This window comes from Leucobacter komagatae, from assembly GCF_000834055.1.
Classification (GTDB): Bacteria; Actinomycetota; Actinomycetes; order Actinomycetales; family Microbacteriaceae; genus Leucobacter; species Leucobacter komagatae_A.
Map to the genome: position 1 here is coordinate 16,062 of NZ_JXSQ01000001.1, position 16,237 is coordinate 32,298.

15 protein-coding genes are annotated in these 16,237 nt (G+C 63.7%); 12 read left to right on the plus strand and 3 right to left on the minus strand.

All coding sequences use genetic code 11. The annotated features are described in order from the left end of the window. The first annotated feature begins 89 nt into the window (after positions 1 to 89). The 6 genes from SD72_RS00080 to SD72_RS00105 all read left to right on the plus strand — a co-directional run bounded on the left by SD72_RS00080 (position 90) and on the right by SD72_RS00105 (position 4,742). On the plus strand, positions 90 to 1,043 hold the full coding sequence (locus SD72_RS00080; protein ID WP_042542407.1) for a dihydrodipicolinate synthase family protein: 954 nt from the start codon (positions 90 to 92) through the stop codon (positions 1,041 to 1,043). Then, positions 1,040 to 2,089 carry an alpha-hydroxy acid oxidase gene (locus SD72_RS00085; RefSeq protein ID WP_157000389.1) on the plus strand — a complete coding sequence of 350 codons (1,050 nt, stop codon included), beginning with the start codon at positions 1,040 to 1,042 and terminating at the stop codon, positions 2,087 to 2,089. Before SD72_RS00080 ends, SD72_RS00085 begins: the two co-directional genes overlap by 4 nt. Positions 2,090 to 2,091: 2 nt before the next feature. Continuing rightward, positions 2,092 to 2,478 carry a RidA family protein gene (locus SD72_RS00090; protein ID WP_042542409.1) on the plus strand — a complete coding sequence of 129 codons (387 nt, stop codon included), beginning with the start codon at positions 2,092 to 2,094 and terminating at the stop codon, positions 2,476 to 2,478. 19 nt (positions 2,479 to 2,497) lie between these two features. Further along, the gene (locus tag SD72_RS00095; RefSeq protein WP_042542410.1) at positions 2,498 to 3,280 is read left to right on the plus strand and encodes a transporter substrate-binding domain-containing protein; all 783 of its coding nucleotides are present in this window, start codon (positions 2,498 to 2,500) and stop codon (positions 3,278 to 3,280) included. Between the two features lie 71 nt (positions 3,281 to 3,351). Further along, positions 3,352 to 4,011 carry an amino acid ABC transporter permease gene (locus tag SD72_RS00100; protein WP_042542411.1) on the plus strand — a complete coding sequence of 220 codons (660 nt, stop codon included), beginning with the start codon at positions 3,352 to 3,354 and terminating at the stop codon, positions 4,009 to 4,011. Between the two features lie 5 nt (positions 4,012 to 4,016). Continuing rightward, positions 4,017 to 4,742 carry an amino acid ABC transporter ATP-binding protein gene (locus tag SD72_RS00105; RefSeq protein WP_042542412.1) on the plus strand — a complete coding sequence of 242 codons (726 nt, stop codon included), beginning with the start codon at positions 4,017 to 4,019 and terminating at the stop codon, positions 4,740 to 4,742. Between the two features lie 53 nt (positions 4,743 to 4,795). Here the strand turns inward: SD72_RS00105 and SD72_RS00110 are convergent, their stop codons facing one another. From SD72_RS00110 to SD72_RS00120, 3 genes are all read right to left on the minus strand, one after another. Beyond that, positions 4,796 to 6,940, minus strand: a complete 2,145-nt coding sequence (locus SD72_RS00110) for an Ig-like domain-containing protein (protein WP_157000390.1) — start codon at positions 6,938 to 6,940, stop codon at positions 4,796 to 4,798. Positions 6,941 to 7,244: 304 nt separating this feature from the next. Next, positions 7,245 to 9,878 (minus strand): ATP-dependent helicase HrpB, encoded by a 2,634-nt coding sequence (gene hrpB, locus SD72_RS00115; RefSeq protein WP_042542414.1) that lies wholly within the window; start codon positions 9,876 to 9,878, stop codon positions 7,245 to 7,247. 117 nt (positions 9,879 to 9,995) lie between these two features. Then, complete coding sequence (locus SD72_RS00120) at positions 9,996 to 10,943, minus strand: hypothetical protein (RefSeq protein WP_042542415.1); 948 nt, start codon at positions 10,941 to 10,943, stop codon at positions 9,996 to 9,998. A 202-nt stretch (positions 10,944 to 11,145) separates the two neighbouring features. On the opposite strand from SD72_RS00120, the gene SD72_RS00125 reads away from it, so the two are divergent. The 6 genes from SD72_RS00125 (at position 11,146) to SD72_RS00150 (ending at position 16,226) form a co-directional block, all read left to right on the plus strand. Then, positions 11,146 to 12,027, plus strand: coding sequence for an ABC transporter substrate-binding protein (locus SD72_RS00125; RefSeq protein ID WP_084766627.1), 882 nt, complete (start codon positions 11,146 to 11,148; stop codon positions 12,025 to 12,027). A gap of 26 nt (positions 12,028 to 12,053) precedes the next feature. Continuing rightward, the gene (locus tag SD72_RS00130; protein ID WP_042542416.1) at positions 12,054 to 13,133 is read left to right on the plus strand and encodes an amino acid ABC transporter permease; all 1,080 of its coding nucleotides are present in this window, start codon (positions 12,054 to 12,056) and stop codon (positions 13,131 to 13,133) included. Positions 13,134 to 13,135: 2 nt separating this feature from the next. Then, positions 13,136 to 13,882, plus strand: a complete 747-nt coding sequence (locus SD72_RS00135; RefSeq protein WP_042542417.1) for an amino acid ABC transporter ATP-binding protein — start codon at positions 13,136 to 13,138, stop codon at positions 13,880 to 13,882. 38 nt (positions 13,883 to 13,920) lie between these two features. Beyond that, entirely contained in the window at positions 13,921 to 14,664 is a 744-nt protein-coding gene (locus SD72_RS00140) for an acetoacetate decarboxylase family protein (protein ID WP_042542418.1), read from the plus strand. A gap of 72 nt (positions 14,665 to 14,736) precedes the next feature. Beyond that, complete coding sequence (locus SD72_RS00145; protein WP_042542419.1) at positions 14,737 to 15,432, plus strand: GntR family transcriptional regulator; 696 nt, start codon at positions 14,737 to 14,739, stop codon at positions 15,430 to 15,432. Further along, positions 15,429 to 16,226 (plus strand): SDR family NAD(P)-dependent oxidoreductase, encoded by a 798-nt coding sequence (locus SD72_RS00150; RefSeq protein ID WP_042542420.1) that lies wholly within the window; start codon positions 15,429 to 15,431, stop codon positions 16,224 to 16,226. The genes SD72_RS00145 and SD72_RS00150 overlap by 4 nt, the downstream gene beginning before the upstream one ends. Positions 16,227 to 16,237: the final 11 nt, after the last annotated feature.

Below are 16,237 nucleotides of genomic sequence, written 5' to 3' on the forward strand. Positions count from 1 at the left end.
CGAATTGTGTGAAGTTGACATCGTTATGGGCATGAACTTGCAATAGCTTTGGAATAGCGCAGAAGGTAGCGATTGCAAGGAGGCAGCACATGGACCGGAATGATGTTCAGTGGCGGGGATACTACGCGGCGTTGCCGACCCCGTTCACGGAGTCGGGCAATCTCGATCTGGACTCTCTCCAGAAGGCGACCGAGCTCTTCATCGATCAGGGTGCGCACGGGCTCCTCGTGAACGGCAGCACCGGCGAGTGGACGTCACAGTCACACAGTGAACGCAAGGCCGTAGCGGAGTCTGTGATTGCGGCCGCTGACGGCCGAGTGCCCGTGCTCGTGAGCGCGACCTCGGCAGAGCTCGCCGCTTCGGTTGATCTTATTCGCCACGCCACAGCGGCGGGTGCTGACTCGGTACTACTTACCCCGCCGCCCGGGGCACGTCTCACTGACTCCGAGCTCGACTGGTACTACCGAAAGGCCTTCGGTGAGACTGAGCTGCCCTGCTGGCTATACAACTTTCCGCAGGAGAGTAACAGCTCGCTCTCGGTCCCGCTCATCGAACGGCTCGCAGCGATCGAAAACGTCGTGGCGATCAAGCAGAGCACACCCGACGACCGCGAGTTCTACGCGACGATCCGGGCTGTCGGCGAGGAGCTCGTCGTGTTCGGCCACATGCTGTCCCGGATCGGTCTCGCACTGATTCACTCAGGCCAGGGCGGAGACGGACACTTCGGTTCGGGGATGCCGCTCGGGGAGCAGATGCCGCAGTTCTTCGAACTCGCATGGCGCGGCGAGCTCGAAGAGGCCGCGGCGATCGCCGACCGCTTCGAAGCGCTCATGGGCGCTATCAGGCAGGGCAGTGACGGCTATAACTGGCGTTTCGGCGGCATGCAGGCTGCGCTCAAGGCGGTCATGAACCTGCAGGGGCAGCCCGGAGGCTACCCGCGGAAGCCGAAGCTGCCGATTGCCGATGCGGTATCGCTCGACAAGATGGCCGCGGCTCTCATCGAGGCAGGCCTCGCCGTAGCAGGACCGAGGAGTGAGAAGTGAGCCAACTATTGCATCCGCTCGACGAGCTCTATCGCCGCGCTGAATCCGCGATGGATCCGGCGGCGTGGGCCTACCTGAACGGTGGTGCGGTGGATGAGCTCGCGGTGCGCCGAAACCCGGATCGCTTTGCGGAGATCCGTTTGCTTCCGCGGGTCGGTGTTGACGTGAGCGCACTGCGCACGAGCCAGGACCTGCTGGGGATCGAGCTTCCGTATCCGATCATGCTCGCTCCTGCAGCGCTGCAGCGTCTATTCGCCGCCGATGGTGAGCTCGGGACAGTGCGCGGCGCGAAGGCCGCGGGCGCGACTGCCGTGATTAGCATGGAGTCGAGCGTTGCAACGCGCGAGCTTGCCGGTGAGGCTGGCCCGTTCTTCCAGCACATCTACGTGCAGAAGGATCGCGAGCTGACGCTCGAACTCGTGCGGATGGCCGAGGAGGCCGGCGCACGCGGTATCGCGGTCACCCTTGACAACCCGGTCCCCGGAATCCGTTACCGCCAGGACGCAGGCATGCTTGGCCTACCCGAGGGTGTGAGGCGCGCAAACCTCGAGTCGGGCGGAGTTCCGCGTCTCACGGGAGGGTACCTCGACCCGTCGATGACCTGGCGCGACCTGGAGTGGCTCGTCGCGCAGACGGAGCTGCCCATCATTGGCAAGGGGATCCTGCACCCCGAGGATGCGCGCTTCGCCGTTGAGGCCGGGCTCCAGGCGGTCTACGTCTCGAACCACGGCGGCCGCAATCTCGACACGGTCGCGCACCCCATCGACTGCGTTCGGGCGGTCTCGGAGGTTGTCGCTGGCAGGGTGCCCGTGCTGCTCGACGGGGGAATCCGCCGCGGCACCGACGTGCTCAAGGCACTCGCGCTCGGTGCCGACGCCGTGCTCATCGGGCGGCCCTACGTCTGGGGTCTGGCAGCGGCCGGGGCCGCGGGCGTAAAGAGCGTCGTCGAGACCATCCGTGACGAGTTCCTGGCAGCCATGGCAATGTGCGGCCTTGCGAGTCTCGCCGACATCACCCCAGCGGTCATCTTTGGAGAAGAGGGATAGATATGGAACGTATCGAAATCAACACGACTGCAGCACCTGCTGTTGGGCCGCAGTTCGCCCTCAGTCAGGGAGTGCGCATCGGCAACATGCTGCAGACCTCGGGCCAGGTCGCGCAGGATCCCCAGACAGGCCAACTCGTCGCTGGCGGCTTTGCCGAGCAGATGCAGCAGACGCTTCGCAACGTCGTTGCCGTTCTAGAAGCAGGGGGCGCGACGCTCAACGATGTGCTCATGATGCGGGTCTATGTGACGGACACTGCTCATCTCCCCGAGATGAACCGGGTCTACAGCGCGTTTGTCGGCGACGTGAAACCGCCACGAACCACGATTTGCGTTGGCCTCCCCGGGGACTTCCTGGTGGAGATCGAAGCCCTCGCAGTACTGAAGTAACAGCTACGAAAGGAACAACATGAAGAACATTCGGGCTGCAGCAGGCATCGTCGCCTCCGCTGCTCTTGTCCTCGGCCTTGCCGGTTGCACCGGCGGTGGCACCGCGGACAGCTCCTCGGGATCCCCAGAGACTCTCAAAATGGGAGTGATCAACAATTTTCCGCCATTCGAGTACATGGACGGAGATGAACTCGTAGGGTTCGACATCGAGATCGTTGAAGCGATTCTTGCCGAGGAAGGCCTCGTTGGAGAATGGCAAGTGATGGGATTTGATGGCCTCATCCCTGCCCTACAGTCAAATCAGATTGACCTGGCCGTCTCGGATATATCGGTGAATGAGGAGCGGAAGTCCGTTGTAGATTTCAGCGATGCTTACTACGAAGACGGCCAGTCACTCGCAGTCGCTGCAGACAGCGACATCAAGACGCTCGCAGATTTGAAGGGCAAGACCATCGTTTCGACCCAGGGGACGAATGGCAACGTTCAGGCCCAGAAAGTCGCAGACGAGTACGGCGCAACCGTACAAACTCTCACTGCGAGCGACGCGCTGTTTCTCGCAGTGACGTCTGGTCAAGCTGATGCCCTGGTCATCGATACATCAAGTATCCAGTATCGGATGGCAACGGACACCAACGAGCAGACTGTCCGGATGCTCGAGGAAGGGCTCGAGTCCGCGCCGACCGCAATCGCGGTGCCCAAGGGCAACGAGGAACTCGTCGCCACTCTGAACCAGGGCCTGAAGAAGATCCGTGATAACGGAAAATACGACGAGATCTTCTCTAAGTACCTGAGCGCTGAGTAATTAGCCGCTCTACTCCCGGTGTGGCGCAGTTCTAGGACTGCGCCACACACTTACTCAACGAAGAGGAAATTATGGCCGACGTCTTCAATGTGATGATCGATGCCTTGCCGACGCTGCTCAAAGGTCTAGGTCTAACTGTCTATCTTGCGGTGGTATCACTCATCTTGGCAACGATCATCGGACTCATTAGCGGGCTGATGACACTGTCAAAAAAGATCTGGATTTACGGGCCTGCGCGGTTGTACGTCAACGTCATTCGTGGCACACCGCTGCTCGTGCAGATCCTGTTCATCTACTTTGGTCTCCCCGGCGCTACGAGCATCAAACTCACCCCGCTGACCGCGGGAATCATCGCGATCAGTTTTCATATCGGTGCGTATGTCTCGGAGGTCTTTCGGGCAGGTATCGAATCAGTAGATAAGGGTCAGGCTGAGGCCGGGCGCTCGCTCGGATTGACGCACGGCCAGACCATGCGGCGGATCATTATTCCTCAGGCAAGCCGACGTATGATTCCTCCCATGATGAATCAGTTCATCATGGGTGTGAAAGACACCTCCCTGCTCGCCGTCATCGGCGTCGCAGAACTCACCCAGCGGGGCCAGAGCATCTATGCGGTGAACTATAGAGCTTTCGAGATTCTTGCGCTCGTTGGTCTGATCTATCTGATCCTGACTTACAGCCTCTACAGAGTGTCCCGCATTGTCGAGAAAAGGTTCGTGGTAGTCCAATGAACGCAATGATTCAAGTCCGAAGTCTCCGCAAGTCGTTTGGTGATAACGAGGTTGTCCGCGGCGTTGACCTCGACGTCGATCGCTCCAAAGTGAAGTGCATTATCGGCCCGTCGGGCTCCGGCAAGAGCACGGTGTTGCGCTGTCTGAACTTGCTTGAGCAGCCGACGAGCGGCTCGATCACGGTCGAGGGTGAGGCCATCCTCGCGAAGGGCGTTAACGTCGACAGGGTGCGACAGAAGATGGGCATGGTGTTCCAGCGCTTCAACCTCTTCCCGCATCTGTCGGTCGCGGAAAACATCATGCTGGCCCCGACAATGGTCGGTGGCTTGTCGAAAGGTGATGCCCGCGATCGCGCGCACGAACTCCTCACGCGTGTTGGCCTCGCGGAGAAACTCGACGCGGCTCCAGGCAGCCTCTCCGGCGGACAGCAGCAGCGCGTCGCCATCGCCCGCGCTCTTGCCATGCGCCCGCACGTCATGCTGTTTGACGAGCCAACGAGCGCGCTGGATCCGGAAATGGTGAGCGAAGTGCTCGATGTGATGGCCGGACTCGTCGCCGAGGGCATGACGATGGTTGTCGTGACTCATGAGATGGGATTTGCTCGTGAGGTCGCCGACGAGGTCATCTTCTTCGACCGGGGACGGATTATCGAGGCGGCGCAGCCAGACCAGTTGTTTGATAGCCCGCGCGAAGAACGCACGAGAACTTTTCTCTCGAAGGTGCTCCACTAGCTGCATGCCGTAGCGTGGCCGCCGCAGCTCGGGCTTGTGGTGCGTGTCGTCGGTTACAGAGTGTCGGCGGAGGCATTGCGTAGCCGAGCAGCGGCCCCGTGCGCGCGCCGTGCGTGGGCGAGCGCTGTTACTCCCGCGAGGAGCAGTACCGTCGCGAGCGCGGCGAGCGCGATCCATGCTGGCCCGCCCCCTGTGCGCTCGATATCGTCGCCCTGGCGAAGATGCTCGTCTGGCAGCGGGCCGGGTGGGGTGGTGACCTCTGGCAGTGGTCCCACTGGGGGCGTCACCTCGGGCAGCGAGGGAAGGTCCGCGGAACCGTCCGACGCGAGGTGATTGCCGTCGCCGGGGTAGCTGGCGGTGGCGGCTGCGCCGATGGCCTCCAGGGGGTCCGCCGCATCGAGAATCACAGAGAACTCCCCGTCGATGAGCGGGGCGGCCTGATCGCCCCATTGCTCCCCGAACGTAACGGCGCCGGTCGGTTCAGTGCCGAACTGCGCGCTGACTGTTCCGGTGACCCGCCACCCCGATCGATCCGCCACAGCGTCGATTGAGGTGATCTCAGTGGTGGTGCTTGCCGGGTGCACCGTGAGCACCGCGTCCGCAGTGACGTGCGCGTTCCCTGTGCGCTGCCCGTTCTGTTCGAGGAGCGGGAGATGAGCGCTCAGCGGCACACCCTCCTGTGCCACCGGGAACGCAGCTGCTGCAGTGGGAAGGGTAGCAACGCCCGACACGATGGGCGCACCTCCGAGCGCGGTACCGTTGGCGAAGAATTCGATAGTGTCTGAGTAGCGGTTCGCTGTGTCACCGCTCACGGTTGCAGTGAGAGTGCCAGTTTCCCCATAAATGTGGGATGCGTCGTCAAGGGTGAGCGGAGGCGCAACGACGGCGGGTAGGAGCGGTGCGAAAAGGTAGCTGTCACCCTCCCAATCAATGCTGAGCGCGCGTCCGCCGCTCAGCGAGATCCCTGAGCCGTACGGCAGCGTTCCGAAGGAGGAGCCTGCGTAGTTGTCTGGGATGAGCGATTGCACTGGAGCGAGCGCGTCGGCCTGCTGCGAGGGGTCGTCGGACAGCTGGGATGCGTCATAGACAAGCACTTCGCCTGTAGCGTCTGGGCCGAGCCTGTCTGCGTGTGCGAGGAGCGTGTTGCCCGAGACTGCGATCGAATGGCCGAAGCTGATAACTCCGTTGGGCGGTACGAGCTTCGGGCCAACCTGGGCGAGCTCTTCATTGAAGCGGTAGACGGCACCCTGAGAGGCTCGACCCTCATTGACATCGGCGTTTGTGCAGGCTGCCCCCTCGTCGTGGCGGGATTCGAGCGGTGAGCCAACATAGATGACCCCATGCTGTATCGCGACGCCCATGCCGAACGCTCCACCGCCGCCGTTCGGCGCGAGCGGGGCGCACTCATTTGGGCCGTTCGGGGGCTGAGAGGTGAAGAGCGGCTCTTCAGGCCGGTCCAGATCCCAGAGCGCAATGCCACCGATCCGCTCGGGGGAGTTCTGCGGGGATCTCACCTGTACAGCGCCGGCCACGACCGTGTTTCCCTCTACGGCGACTGTTTGGCCGAGAATGCCGTCTTTGATGGCACCTCCGATGCTTGGCAGGAGCGCAATCCAGGTACCGCTCGTGAGGTCGAGCTGCCACACCATACCCGCATTGGAGATACCGTCGACGTTGGCATTTGCGACTCCGAGCACGAGGGAAGTCTCCGACACCGCGATGTTCTCTGCGAAGGATCGTTTATACCCGTTGAGGGTTGCGTTCACCCGCTCAGGGGGTGGAGGGGCATCGTAGATGCGTGGGAGCTCCGACCAGTCACCTGTGCCTCGCGGAAAGCCGTACACTCGCTGTTCGCCTGGGGAAGCGACGTATATGGTCTGCTCATCTGGAGCAACGGCGACGGCCCGCCCGAAGCCTGCCGTCAGCGCACTCGGTTCTGGCGGAGTCAATTCGAACTCTTCCCACGCAGCGTCGCTGCCTCCGATGGAGACCGCTGCGATCACCGACTGGCGCTCAGCGGAACGTTCCGAAGCGTAGGCGACCGTGTCACCGACGATGTCTGAGGCCCGCGCCACGGTAGCCCCGGTGTTTGGCTTCGGGGAGAACACATACTGTTCAGTGAAAGCCGGAATGTCTCCGCCCTCTGCGAGTGCCGCCTGTGGCGAACCCGTGAGCCCAAGTGCTACGGCGCCGATCATGGCGAGCCAGATACGCGCAGCGGAACGGGGCGCGGTGCCGGAGCGTGTGCGAGGTTTGCGTGCGGTGTTGTGTGGGGTGCTGGAGTCGCGCAAGGGCAGCACTGTGGCTCCTCTGATCAGCGGAATGGATGACGGACCATCGCGAGCCTAGCCGCGCACTGCAGGAGGCAGGTCGGCAGCCACTACTCAAGTGTTGGGCATTTAGCCCTCAAATTCGCTTCCAGCGACAGGGGTCGAGCACCGTACAGCGCAACAGCTTCGTCGCCGCCGCCTAGCGCGCTCGTTCGCGCGCCCTACTTTGGCCTCAGTTCGTGCCGCGCTGGGCTCGCTTGGTTCGCGCGGTTGCCTCCGCCGTCCACGGGTCTTCCGGCCAGGGATGCTTCGGGTACCGGCCCCGCATTTCACGCCTGACGTCCTGGTACGGGCCGTTCCAAAACGACGCGAGATCATCGGTAACGGCGAGTGGTTTGCGTGCGGGGGAGAGCAAGTGGAACAGGATACGCGTCCGGCCGTCCGCGACGCGGGGTGTATCTGACAGCCCAAACAGTTCCTGAAGTTTTACGGCGACGACAGGGCGCCCGCCCGGGGTCACGGCCGCGGAGTAGTCGATGTGTGCGCTCGACCCCGAAGGCACGGCGAGGCGTTCGGGCGCAAGCGTATCGAGTGCGCTGGCAGCTGGCCAGGGCAGGAGACGTCGCAGCGCCGGCGCGAGGCTGATGTCGCGGAGCGAAGCGTTGGGGCGCAACCGCTCGAGATCGGGGCCGAGCCAGTCGTCGATGCTCGCGAGCAGCGCATCGTCGTCGACGGCTGGCCACGGCTCGCCGAGCTCATGATGGAGCAGCGCGAGGCGCGATCGTAAGGACACTGCAGCCTCGCTCCAATCAAGCGCTGCGATCCCGTTCTCTCGCACGTGGGCGGCGAATGCGGGGCCCGCGTCTCCGGGGAGCGCGGCGGTCGGGCGTGAAGAGAGCAGGATCTCGCCGAAGTGATCCTCCTCGCGCACCTGCACGCGGGCCTCCACGATGCGCGCTGACCGCGTGCTCTTGCGCAGCGGGGACCCAACGTGGAAGGCCTCCTCCTTGGTGAGCGCGCCGGCCAGCCGGATGACGGCCCCAGTGCCGTCCGCGGCCCTGCCTTCCGCACGCTGCACCTCACGGACCGCGATCCAGTCGGTTCCGAGCAACGGGCTCCCCTCTGGAAGCGCCGCCCGCGTTCCGCTCGCGAGGAGGTAGCTTCGTGAGTGCGCTGCGGCTCGCTTCGCGATCCACTCGGGCCGAGTGAGCGCGATGATGCCAGCGTCTGAGAGTCCGGGCGACTGCCGCGAGCCAGCTGAGTCTTCGCGCGTTTTGCCTGCTGCTTGTTGCTCCCGCGCTTCGCTCGCGAGCCTCGCCAGGCGCTGCGTCTCACGCTTCCAGCGGCGCGCCCCAGGCGCTCTGCCCGTTCGCAGCTCGCGCAGCACGCCCGCGAGATCAGCGTCGTTGGCGCGAAAATCATCTGAGAGTGCGGCGATGACCTCGGCGACGCGTGTCACATCGGCGCCCGCCTGGGTGCCAGAGAGCAGCGCACGGGCCTCGCGCACCCCAACTGGCATGCGAGCGACACTCGCACCAAGCGGGGTCAACGATCCGCCGCCGTCGACCAGGTCAAGCGTGAAGAGCGTGGCGACGGCTTGCGCCATCGCAGCCGCAGGGGGAGTGGTTGGGAGGCGCATCTCTGTGCCTCCCGGTGTGCCCCACGCGGCGAGCAGCAGCGCTGCGTCGGTGAGATCAGCTGAGAGGATCTCGGGGGTGACTGCCGCCGGCATCCGCGCGAAGTCGGTCTGGGAGAAGACCCTCACGGCCCGGCCGGCGCCCTCGCGGGCGGCGCGGCCCGCACGCTGATCGGCGCTTGCGCGCGAAGCGCTGACGGTGACGAGGCCGGTCATGTCCCGCCCGCGGTCGCGGCGGACTTCCCTGGACAGGCCAGCGTCGACGACGAGACGCACGCCGGGCACCGTGAGCGAGCTTTCGGCAAGCGACGTGCTCACGACGATCCGCGGTGGATCGGTCGGCCCCCGACCGGACACCGCCCTGTCTTGCTCGCGGGCAGAGAGCCGCCCGTGCAGGGGGAGTACTTCGAGGGTCTCGCCTACTGAGGCGGGGGCGACGTCGCGAATCAGCCGGACAACCGCGTCGACCTCACGTGCGCCCGGAAGGAAAACGAGCGCATCGGAGCCTGCGGAGGCCTGTTCAGCGAGCGCAGTCGCAGCGACGTGGGAGAGGAAAGCGCGGGTAACGCCGCGCTCGTCAAGCCGCGCTGCCGCACTCGGCGCGTAGTCGACGGTGAGCGGATGCAGGGCCGAGGGTACTGCCACTATCGTGGCAGCGAGTAGCTCGGCCGTCGCTGCAGCGTCAAGCGTCGCAGACATCGCGACAACGATGAGCTCTGGCCGGAGCTCGCGCAGCTCGGCGAGCATGCCGAGCAGGAGGTCCCCATCGACTGAGCGCTCGTGTATCTCGTCGAGGATCACGGCGCCGACGCCGTCGAGGCCAGGATCAGTGAGTAGCCTGCGCAGCAGCACCCCGGGAGTGAGCGCCTCGATGACGGTCCCGCGGCCAACGTTGCGCTCGCCGCGCACGGTGAATCCCACGGGCCCGCCAAGCTCGCTGCCGTCGAGCTGCGCGATGCGCCGCGCGGCCGCGCGCACTGCGACCCGGCGAGGCTGGCTGAGGAGCGTGAGCGCGGGGGTGGCTCCGCTGTTCGGAGCCCCGTCTCGTGCTGCGGCGATGTCAGCGAGGACGTTCGCGACGAGCGCCGGAACATACGTGGTCTTGCCCGTTCCAGGCGGGGCGGTCACGATGACGGCTCCGCCGCGGATTGCCAGCTCGAGATCCTCGCGCGCGGCCGCGACGGGGAGGCCTGAGCCGATTGCGGCGAGGTCGAAGCTGTGCGGGATCACCCGTTCATCCTACGAGAGCGCGACTGCCGCAGAAACGACTCTGGCCCCCGGGAATCATCCCGGGGGCCAGAGGGCGCTGCGGCTGTCGCCACGGCTGGTGCCGTCGCGCGGACGCGATTAGGCAGTCGCAGGCGCATCCTTGATTGCGATGGGGGCATCCTCAGGGTTCGCCCACTCAGGCGCAGGGAGCGTAACATCGTTCGCGCCGCCCTGGATCGCCTTGAGCGCTGACTCGATTTCGCTCGCGTTCTCTGGAACGTTCAAGCCGCACGCGCGGAGTTCGCTCGCGAACTTCAGCGTGAGGCGGGTCTTGCCGGCCTCGATGGCCTCGGCAGTGGTGCCCGTGACCTTGTCGCTGCCGGTCTGGATGTCGGAGACGTCCTCGCACACGTGGTAGACGCTACCGCCGGCGACCCAGACGACCTCGTCTGCGCCGAGGAGCTGGATGACGGTCGACTGGTCGGCGTTGTACTTCTCAACCGAGGCCGGGTTGTAGTCGATACTCAGCGCTGTTGCGGCGAGCGCAAGCACGATGCCGATTGCGCCGGCGATGCCCTTCTGCTTCCCGTCCATGTCCTTGTTCGTGAAGATCAGGATGATGAGCGGGAGGAACGCGATGATCGCGATGATCGCGCCGAGCTGGTTCTGTACAAAGAACCGTACCTTGTCGGCCTGCTTGGCTGGATCGAGGCGGTTCGCCTTCTTCCACAGGAACGAGCCGGTGACCGCGAGGGCAGCGATGACGACGAGAGCGATGATGAGAGAGACGAACGCCCACTGCGGGAACGTTGCCGTTGCGCCCTGAGCTTCGATCAGGCCCGTTTCCTCGACGCGGACGAGCACGCCGTCTTCCCCAACGAACTCGCGCTGACGCAGCAGCCAGAAGATCGAGACGGCCTCGAGGGCGATCGCGACAATCCAGAGGGCCATGGCGATCCAGCGCAGCTTCGTTGCCTGCGCCTTCGCGGTTTCGGTCGGTTTCCACCCCGCTGCGGGCGGAGCGTTTGTCGCGGCGTCGGAAGCGGAGGCTGAGGGAACAGCCTTGTTGTTACTGGATTCAACCACGGTTCTGTATTCCTTTGTAGGGATTTCTATGAAGTCGCAATAAGTGTAGCTCGGGAAGGGGCCGCAGCGAAGGGGGTGAGGTTAATAAAGTCGGCATACAGTTTGGGGCTTGCGTAGCTTTACCTGAGGTGTCACAATCATTTTGCTGACATTTCACCGAAATGTAGGCTTGTATCAAATCTTTCACCACAAGCAAGGATCAATGATGATTACAGCTCTCTCGCGCGTAGGCGGCGCCGCGTTGCTCGCCTCCGCTCTCCTGCTCACCGCAGGCTGCAGTTCCTCCAACGCTCCCGAAACGGGGGAGTCAGGCGCCGCGAACTTCGGCGATTGCGACATCACCGAGAACCCCAAGACCCACAAGATGACACCGCTGAAGGACGGGGCGCTCACCGTTGCCGCATCGCTGCCGTACCCGGCAGGTTACAGGGGCAATACCCTAGAAGACGTTGACGGGGGTTATATGTATTGCCTCGTCGCAGAGATAGCGAACCGCGCAGGGCTCTCCGAGGTCAAGCTCGTCAACGCCCCGTTCGAGGCGCTGGTCACGGCCAAATCGTCGAACTTTGATCTCGCGGTCTGGGACATCATTGTGACCCCGGAACGCGAAAGCGTCGTCGATTTCTCGACGCCCTACAACACCTACCAAACTGGGGTCCTCGTCAGAACAGACAGTGGTGTCACCGAAGAGTCCATCAAGGATTCCGTCGTCGGCGTTCTCGCAGGGTCGCGGCAGCAGACGCTCGTCGACGGGCAACTTCACCCGAAGGAGGTGCGCGTCTTCAACTCCAACGACGACCTCTTCAATGCGCTCCTTGCGAAGCAGCTCGACGTCGTGCTCAACGACACCGCAACAGTCATGCCGCGTGCGGCAGCTTCAGACGGAAAGCTCGAGGTCATCGCGCAGTACGAGGTAGGCGGCGACGTCGCTGCGCTCTTCCCTAAGGGCTCAGCCAACCTCGCCCCGACCGACGAGATCCTCGCCGACATGCGCGAAGACGGCACGCTCGACAAGATCATGAGCCGCTGGCTCAACGAGATCCTCGGCGGCGACCCGACAGCTCTCGCAGTCTGGACGGCATAGCCCAACGGAACACAGCGAGAGACAAGATGTTTACAGAAGAGATTTCAACAGTTGACGCCGTTGAACAACCGGCCGAGCCGATGGCGACGAAGCACTACCGCAGCGGTGCTACCACCCTCGCGGCGCTCACGATCGCGGTGTGCTGCCTATTCATCAGCGAACTCGTGCCGGGCAATCTGCTCGCCCTCGGAGCTATCGGCTTCGCAGTGCCCGCGCTCATTATCGGAGTGCCGCTGGTGCGTGCATTCGTTGCGGCGAGCGAGTCGGAGAGTCTGTGGCGGGCGCACAATCCTGTTGCGGCGCGAGTGGCAGCATCCCGATCGCGGAACTTCTCGGTCACCGCGATCGGCGTCGCGGGCGCGTTCGCCGTCATAGGCGTCGTCGGGTGGGTTATCTTCGTCAACGGTGGCGCCGTGCAGCAGACGTTCTTCAACCTCGAATTCATGTTCAAGGGCCTCGGCGATATCTTCCGTGCGCTGCTCGTGAACGTGCAGATCGCCGTCGGAGCGCAGATCCTTGCAATGGTGTTCGGGCTCTTCCTCGCGATCGGGCGCCTCCTCCCTGGTCGCGGATTCGCCCCGATCCGCGTGCTCTGCATTACCTACATCGACGTGTTCCGCGGCATCCCCTCCGTCGTCCTCATTTACCTCGTGTGCTTCGGACTGCCGCTCACGGAAGTACCGATCCTCTCGGAGGGCAGCCTCGTCGTATACGCGATCGTTGCCCTCGCAATCACCTACAGCGCCTACAACGCCGAGCTCTACCGGGCGGGCCTCGAGTCCATCAACCCGGATCAGAACGCAGCCGCGGTCTCGCTCGGGCTCACTCCGACCGATGTCATGCGCTTCGTGATGGTGCCCCAGATGTTCCGCAACATCGCCGCCCCGATGCTCAGCCAGTTCATCGGGCTTCAGAAAGACACCGCGCTTGTCATCGTCGTCGGGATCATCGACGCGTTCAGCCAGGCCAAGATTTACGCGGCCAACGACTTCAACCTGTCGGCGGTCACAGCGGTCTGCTTCGTGTTCGTGCTCATCACGATCCCGCAAACCCGCTTCGTCGACTACCTCCTCGCGCGAACCAGCGTCACCCGGAAGGGGAAGTAACCATGCAGCCATTTATCGAGCTCTCTGATGTCGTGAAGCGGTACGGCCAGAACGAAGTTCTCAAAGGCATCGACCTCACCGTCGACAAGCACGAGGTGGTGACGCTCATCGGCGCCTCCGGCTCGGGAAAGTCGACGATGCTCCGTTGTGTGAACGGACTTGAGACGATCCAGGGAGGCTACATCGCGCTCGAGGGCGACGTGATTTCGGGCGACGGCGTCGACCTCGTGGCGCTCAGGCGTAAAGTCGGGATGGTCTTCCAGAGTTACAACCTCTTTCCGCATCTCAGCGTCCTGCAGAACTGCACGCTCTCGCCCGTGCGTGCCAAGGTCATGGGCAAGCCCGAGGCCGAGCAGGCGGCGATGGACATGCTGGCGCGCGTTGGCCTGAGTGACAAAGCACAGGCGTACCCAACGCAGCTCTCAGGCGGCCAGCAGCAGCGCGTCGCGATTGCGCGGGCGATGCTCATGCGCCCTCGGCTGATGCTGCTCGATGAGATCACGTCCGCGCTCGACCCCGAGCTCGTCGTCGAAGTGCTGAACCTCGTCCGCGAGCTCGCGAGCGACGGGATGACGATGATGATGACCACTCATGAGATGCCGTTCGCGCGGGAGATCTCTTCGAAGATCTGCTTCCTGCACCAGGGCCGCATCCTTGAGCAGGGCACGCCGGCGGAGATTTTCGGCAGTCCGAAGACGCCCGAGCTCACCGCCTTCCTCAGCAAGCTGCAAGAAGCCGGCCGCGACTAACGCGCCTGCGCACCACCGACCCAACTAGGAGACACACTGTGAAGACCAACTACGACCCGGCAAGCTTCTTCGATTTCCTTGGCTACCCGAGCGGTGATACGCCCTACACGAGCCCCGGGTTGCGTACCCTCTCGGTGTACTGCCGTGGCAACCGCGAAAACCTCGAACATCTGCTCTCGGCGACGCCGTTCGAACTTGCCGATGACCGCTTCGTTGTGCAGATTGCCGACTTCACGCAGTCGAGCGTCGGCGCATTCTACGACTCGGGAATCGTCATCCCCGTGCGCTACGGCGACACCGTCGGGGCGAATTACACCTTCGAATGGGAAGACCAGCCGTGGAGCATCCTCCTCGGCCGCGAGGTGTGGGGCTATCCGAAACAGTGGGGAAAGATCGACCTCCGTGACTCCGCGGAACAGGTCGCGGGGGAGGTCACCAGGGAGGGTGAGCTACAGTTCGCCATCGAGATGACGCCAGACGACACCGTAAGCAACGAAGCTTGGGCAGACATGCACACCTATCCGCACCTGCAGGTGCACTACCTCCCGAAAGCGAACGAGCGCGGCTTTGAGACGTTCGAGATCGTCTCGCGCGACACCTCGAAAGATTTCGAACTCGAGTCGAAGGTGTTCGGTGCTGCGAAGGTGGACCTCGGCGACTCCGTGCGCATCGCCGGCGTGAAACTGGAAATCGCTGAGGTGTTGGGTGGCGAGTTCTCGGTCGGTTACTACAATTGCAGCAGAGAGCATGGTCGCTCGCGCGTGATCGACTCGCTGGTTTAACCCGGTCGTCGCTCCACCCGAGAGCTCGGGTGGAGCACCGTGTCTCCGACAGAAAGAACGTAGGAATCTAACGTGTCAGCTCGTTCCGATACCCAGGGCGCCGGCCGGCCGCTCGCCCCGCAGCAGAGCACGCCAGCGATGCTTGGTGACCAGGTTTACAGCGCTCTCGTAGAGCAGATCGTGCGGCTCGATCTGCTGCCCGGTGCCAAGCTCAGTGAGGGGGAGCTCGCTGCGCAGCTTGGCGTGGGGCTCTCGCCCGTGCGCGCAGCGCTTCGGCGGCTCGAATCAGAGAAACTCGTCGTGATCGTTCCGCGCAGCGGGACCATGGTGCAGCCCATCAATCTCCGCATGTCTCGCTCCATTCTCGAGGCGCGGCTTCCGCTCGAAGATCTCGCGGCGCGCCTCGCGGTGCAGCGAGGCACCAAGAAGGAGAAGGAGCAACTGCTCGAGATCGCCGTCAAGCAGCGCGACTCGGAGCGACTCCAAGACAAACTCGACCTCGACGTGCTCTTCCACTCGAGCGTCTACGAACTCACCCGCAACGAATTCCTCATCCCAACGCTGCGGATGTATCTCAATCACTCGCTCCGGCTGTGGCACTACGTCTCGCGAATCCTCGAATCCGAGAACTGGACGACGGTTGACAGCGTCACGATGGCGCAAGCGATGCTCGACGGCGATGAGGAAACTGCGGCCGCGCAGCTCACGGAGCACGTCGGCCATGACGGTCAGGAGATCATCACGCTGCTCGGGGAACACGGGCTATGACCGGGACCGCTTCAGTAGCTGCGTTCGCGCAGCGATTCTCACTCGCGGGGGAGGTCGGCCTTGTCACTGGCGGAGCCGGGGGTCTTGGCATGGCGCAGGCTGGAGCGCTCGCCGCAGCCGGCGCGACTGTCGTGCTCGCCGACGTGAGCGCGGAGCGCGTCGCGCATTCTGTGGTGTCGCTCACCGCCGACGGGTGCGTCGTGCACGGTGTGACGATGAATGTGACGGATGCCGCCGACGTCGGCCGAGCCTTCGGCGAGCTCGCCGAGCGCGGGCTGTCGCCGTCCATTCTGGTGAACAACGCCGGGGTGTCGCTGCGCAACAGCGCGATCGAGGCGACCGAGGAAGAATTCGACCTGACGTTCGACGTCAACGTGAAGGGCACCTTTCTCGTAGCGCAGGCGGCCGCACGGGCGATGCGCGAGCGTGGCGGGGGAGTGATCGTGAACTTGGCCTCGATCGGCGGGCACGTTGTCGACGGCCCGCGTTCCTCCGTCTACGACGCGTCGAAAGCCGCGGTCGTGCAACTCACGAAGAACCTTGCGTACGAGTGGGCGAAGTATGGAATCAGGGTCAACGGGATATCTCCGGGATACATGCGCACCGCGATGACCGCGACGCTGTTGCCCGACGCTGCTGAGGAGCAGTCGATCATCGATACCCATATCCCACTTGGCCGGATCGGCGCGCCCGCGGATCTCGAGGGGCTCGTTGTCTTTCTCTGCTCCTCCGCATCCTCGTACATCACCGGGCACACAGTGCTTGTCGACGGGGGCTGGTTGGTTGCGTTCTAGCGCCGTCACGC

Bases quoted from the DNA above. Each gene is read 5' to 3' on its own strand.
- SD72_RS00080 (WP_042542407.1), top strand. From the start codon at position 90: ATGGACCGGAATGATGTTCAGTGGCGGGGATACTACGCGGCGTTGCCG.
- SD72_RS00090 (WP_042542409.1), top strand. From the start codon at position 2,092: ATGGAACGTATCGAAATCAACACGACTGCAGCACCTGCTGTTGGGCCG.
- SD72_RS00095 (WP_042542410.1), top strand. From the start codon at position 2,498: ATGAAGAACATTCGGGCTGCAGCAGGCATCGTCGCCTCCGCTGCTCTT.
- SD72_RS00100 (WP_042542411.1), top strand. From the start codon at position 3,352: ATGGCCGACGTCTTCAATGTGATGATCGATGCCTTGCCGACGCTGCTC.
- SD72_RS00105 (WP_042542412.1), top strand. From the start codon at position 4,017: ATGATTCAAGTCCGAAGTCTCCGCAAGTCGTTTGGTGATAACGAGGTT.
- SD72_RS00110 (WP_157000390.1), bottom strand. From the start codon at position 6,940: ATGATCGGCGCCGTAGCACTTGGGCTCACGGGTTCGCCACAGGCGGCA.
- SD72_RS00125 (WP_084766627.1), top strand. From the start codon at position 11,146: ATGATGATTACAGCTCTCTCGCGCGTAGGCGGCGCCGCGTTGCTCGCC.
- SD72_RS00130 (WP_042542416.1), top strand. From the start codon at position 12,054: ATGTTTACAGAAGAGATTTCAACAGTTGACGCCGTTGAACAACCGGCC.
- SD72_RS00135 (WP_042542417.1), top strand. From the start codon at position 13,136: ATGCAGCCATTTATCGAGCTCTCTGATGTCGTGAAGCGGTACGGCCAG.
- SD72_RS00150 (WP_042542420.1), top strand. From the start codon at position 15,429: ATGACCGGGACCGCTTCAGTAGCTGCGTTCGCGCAGCGATTCTCACTC.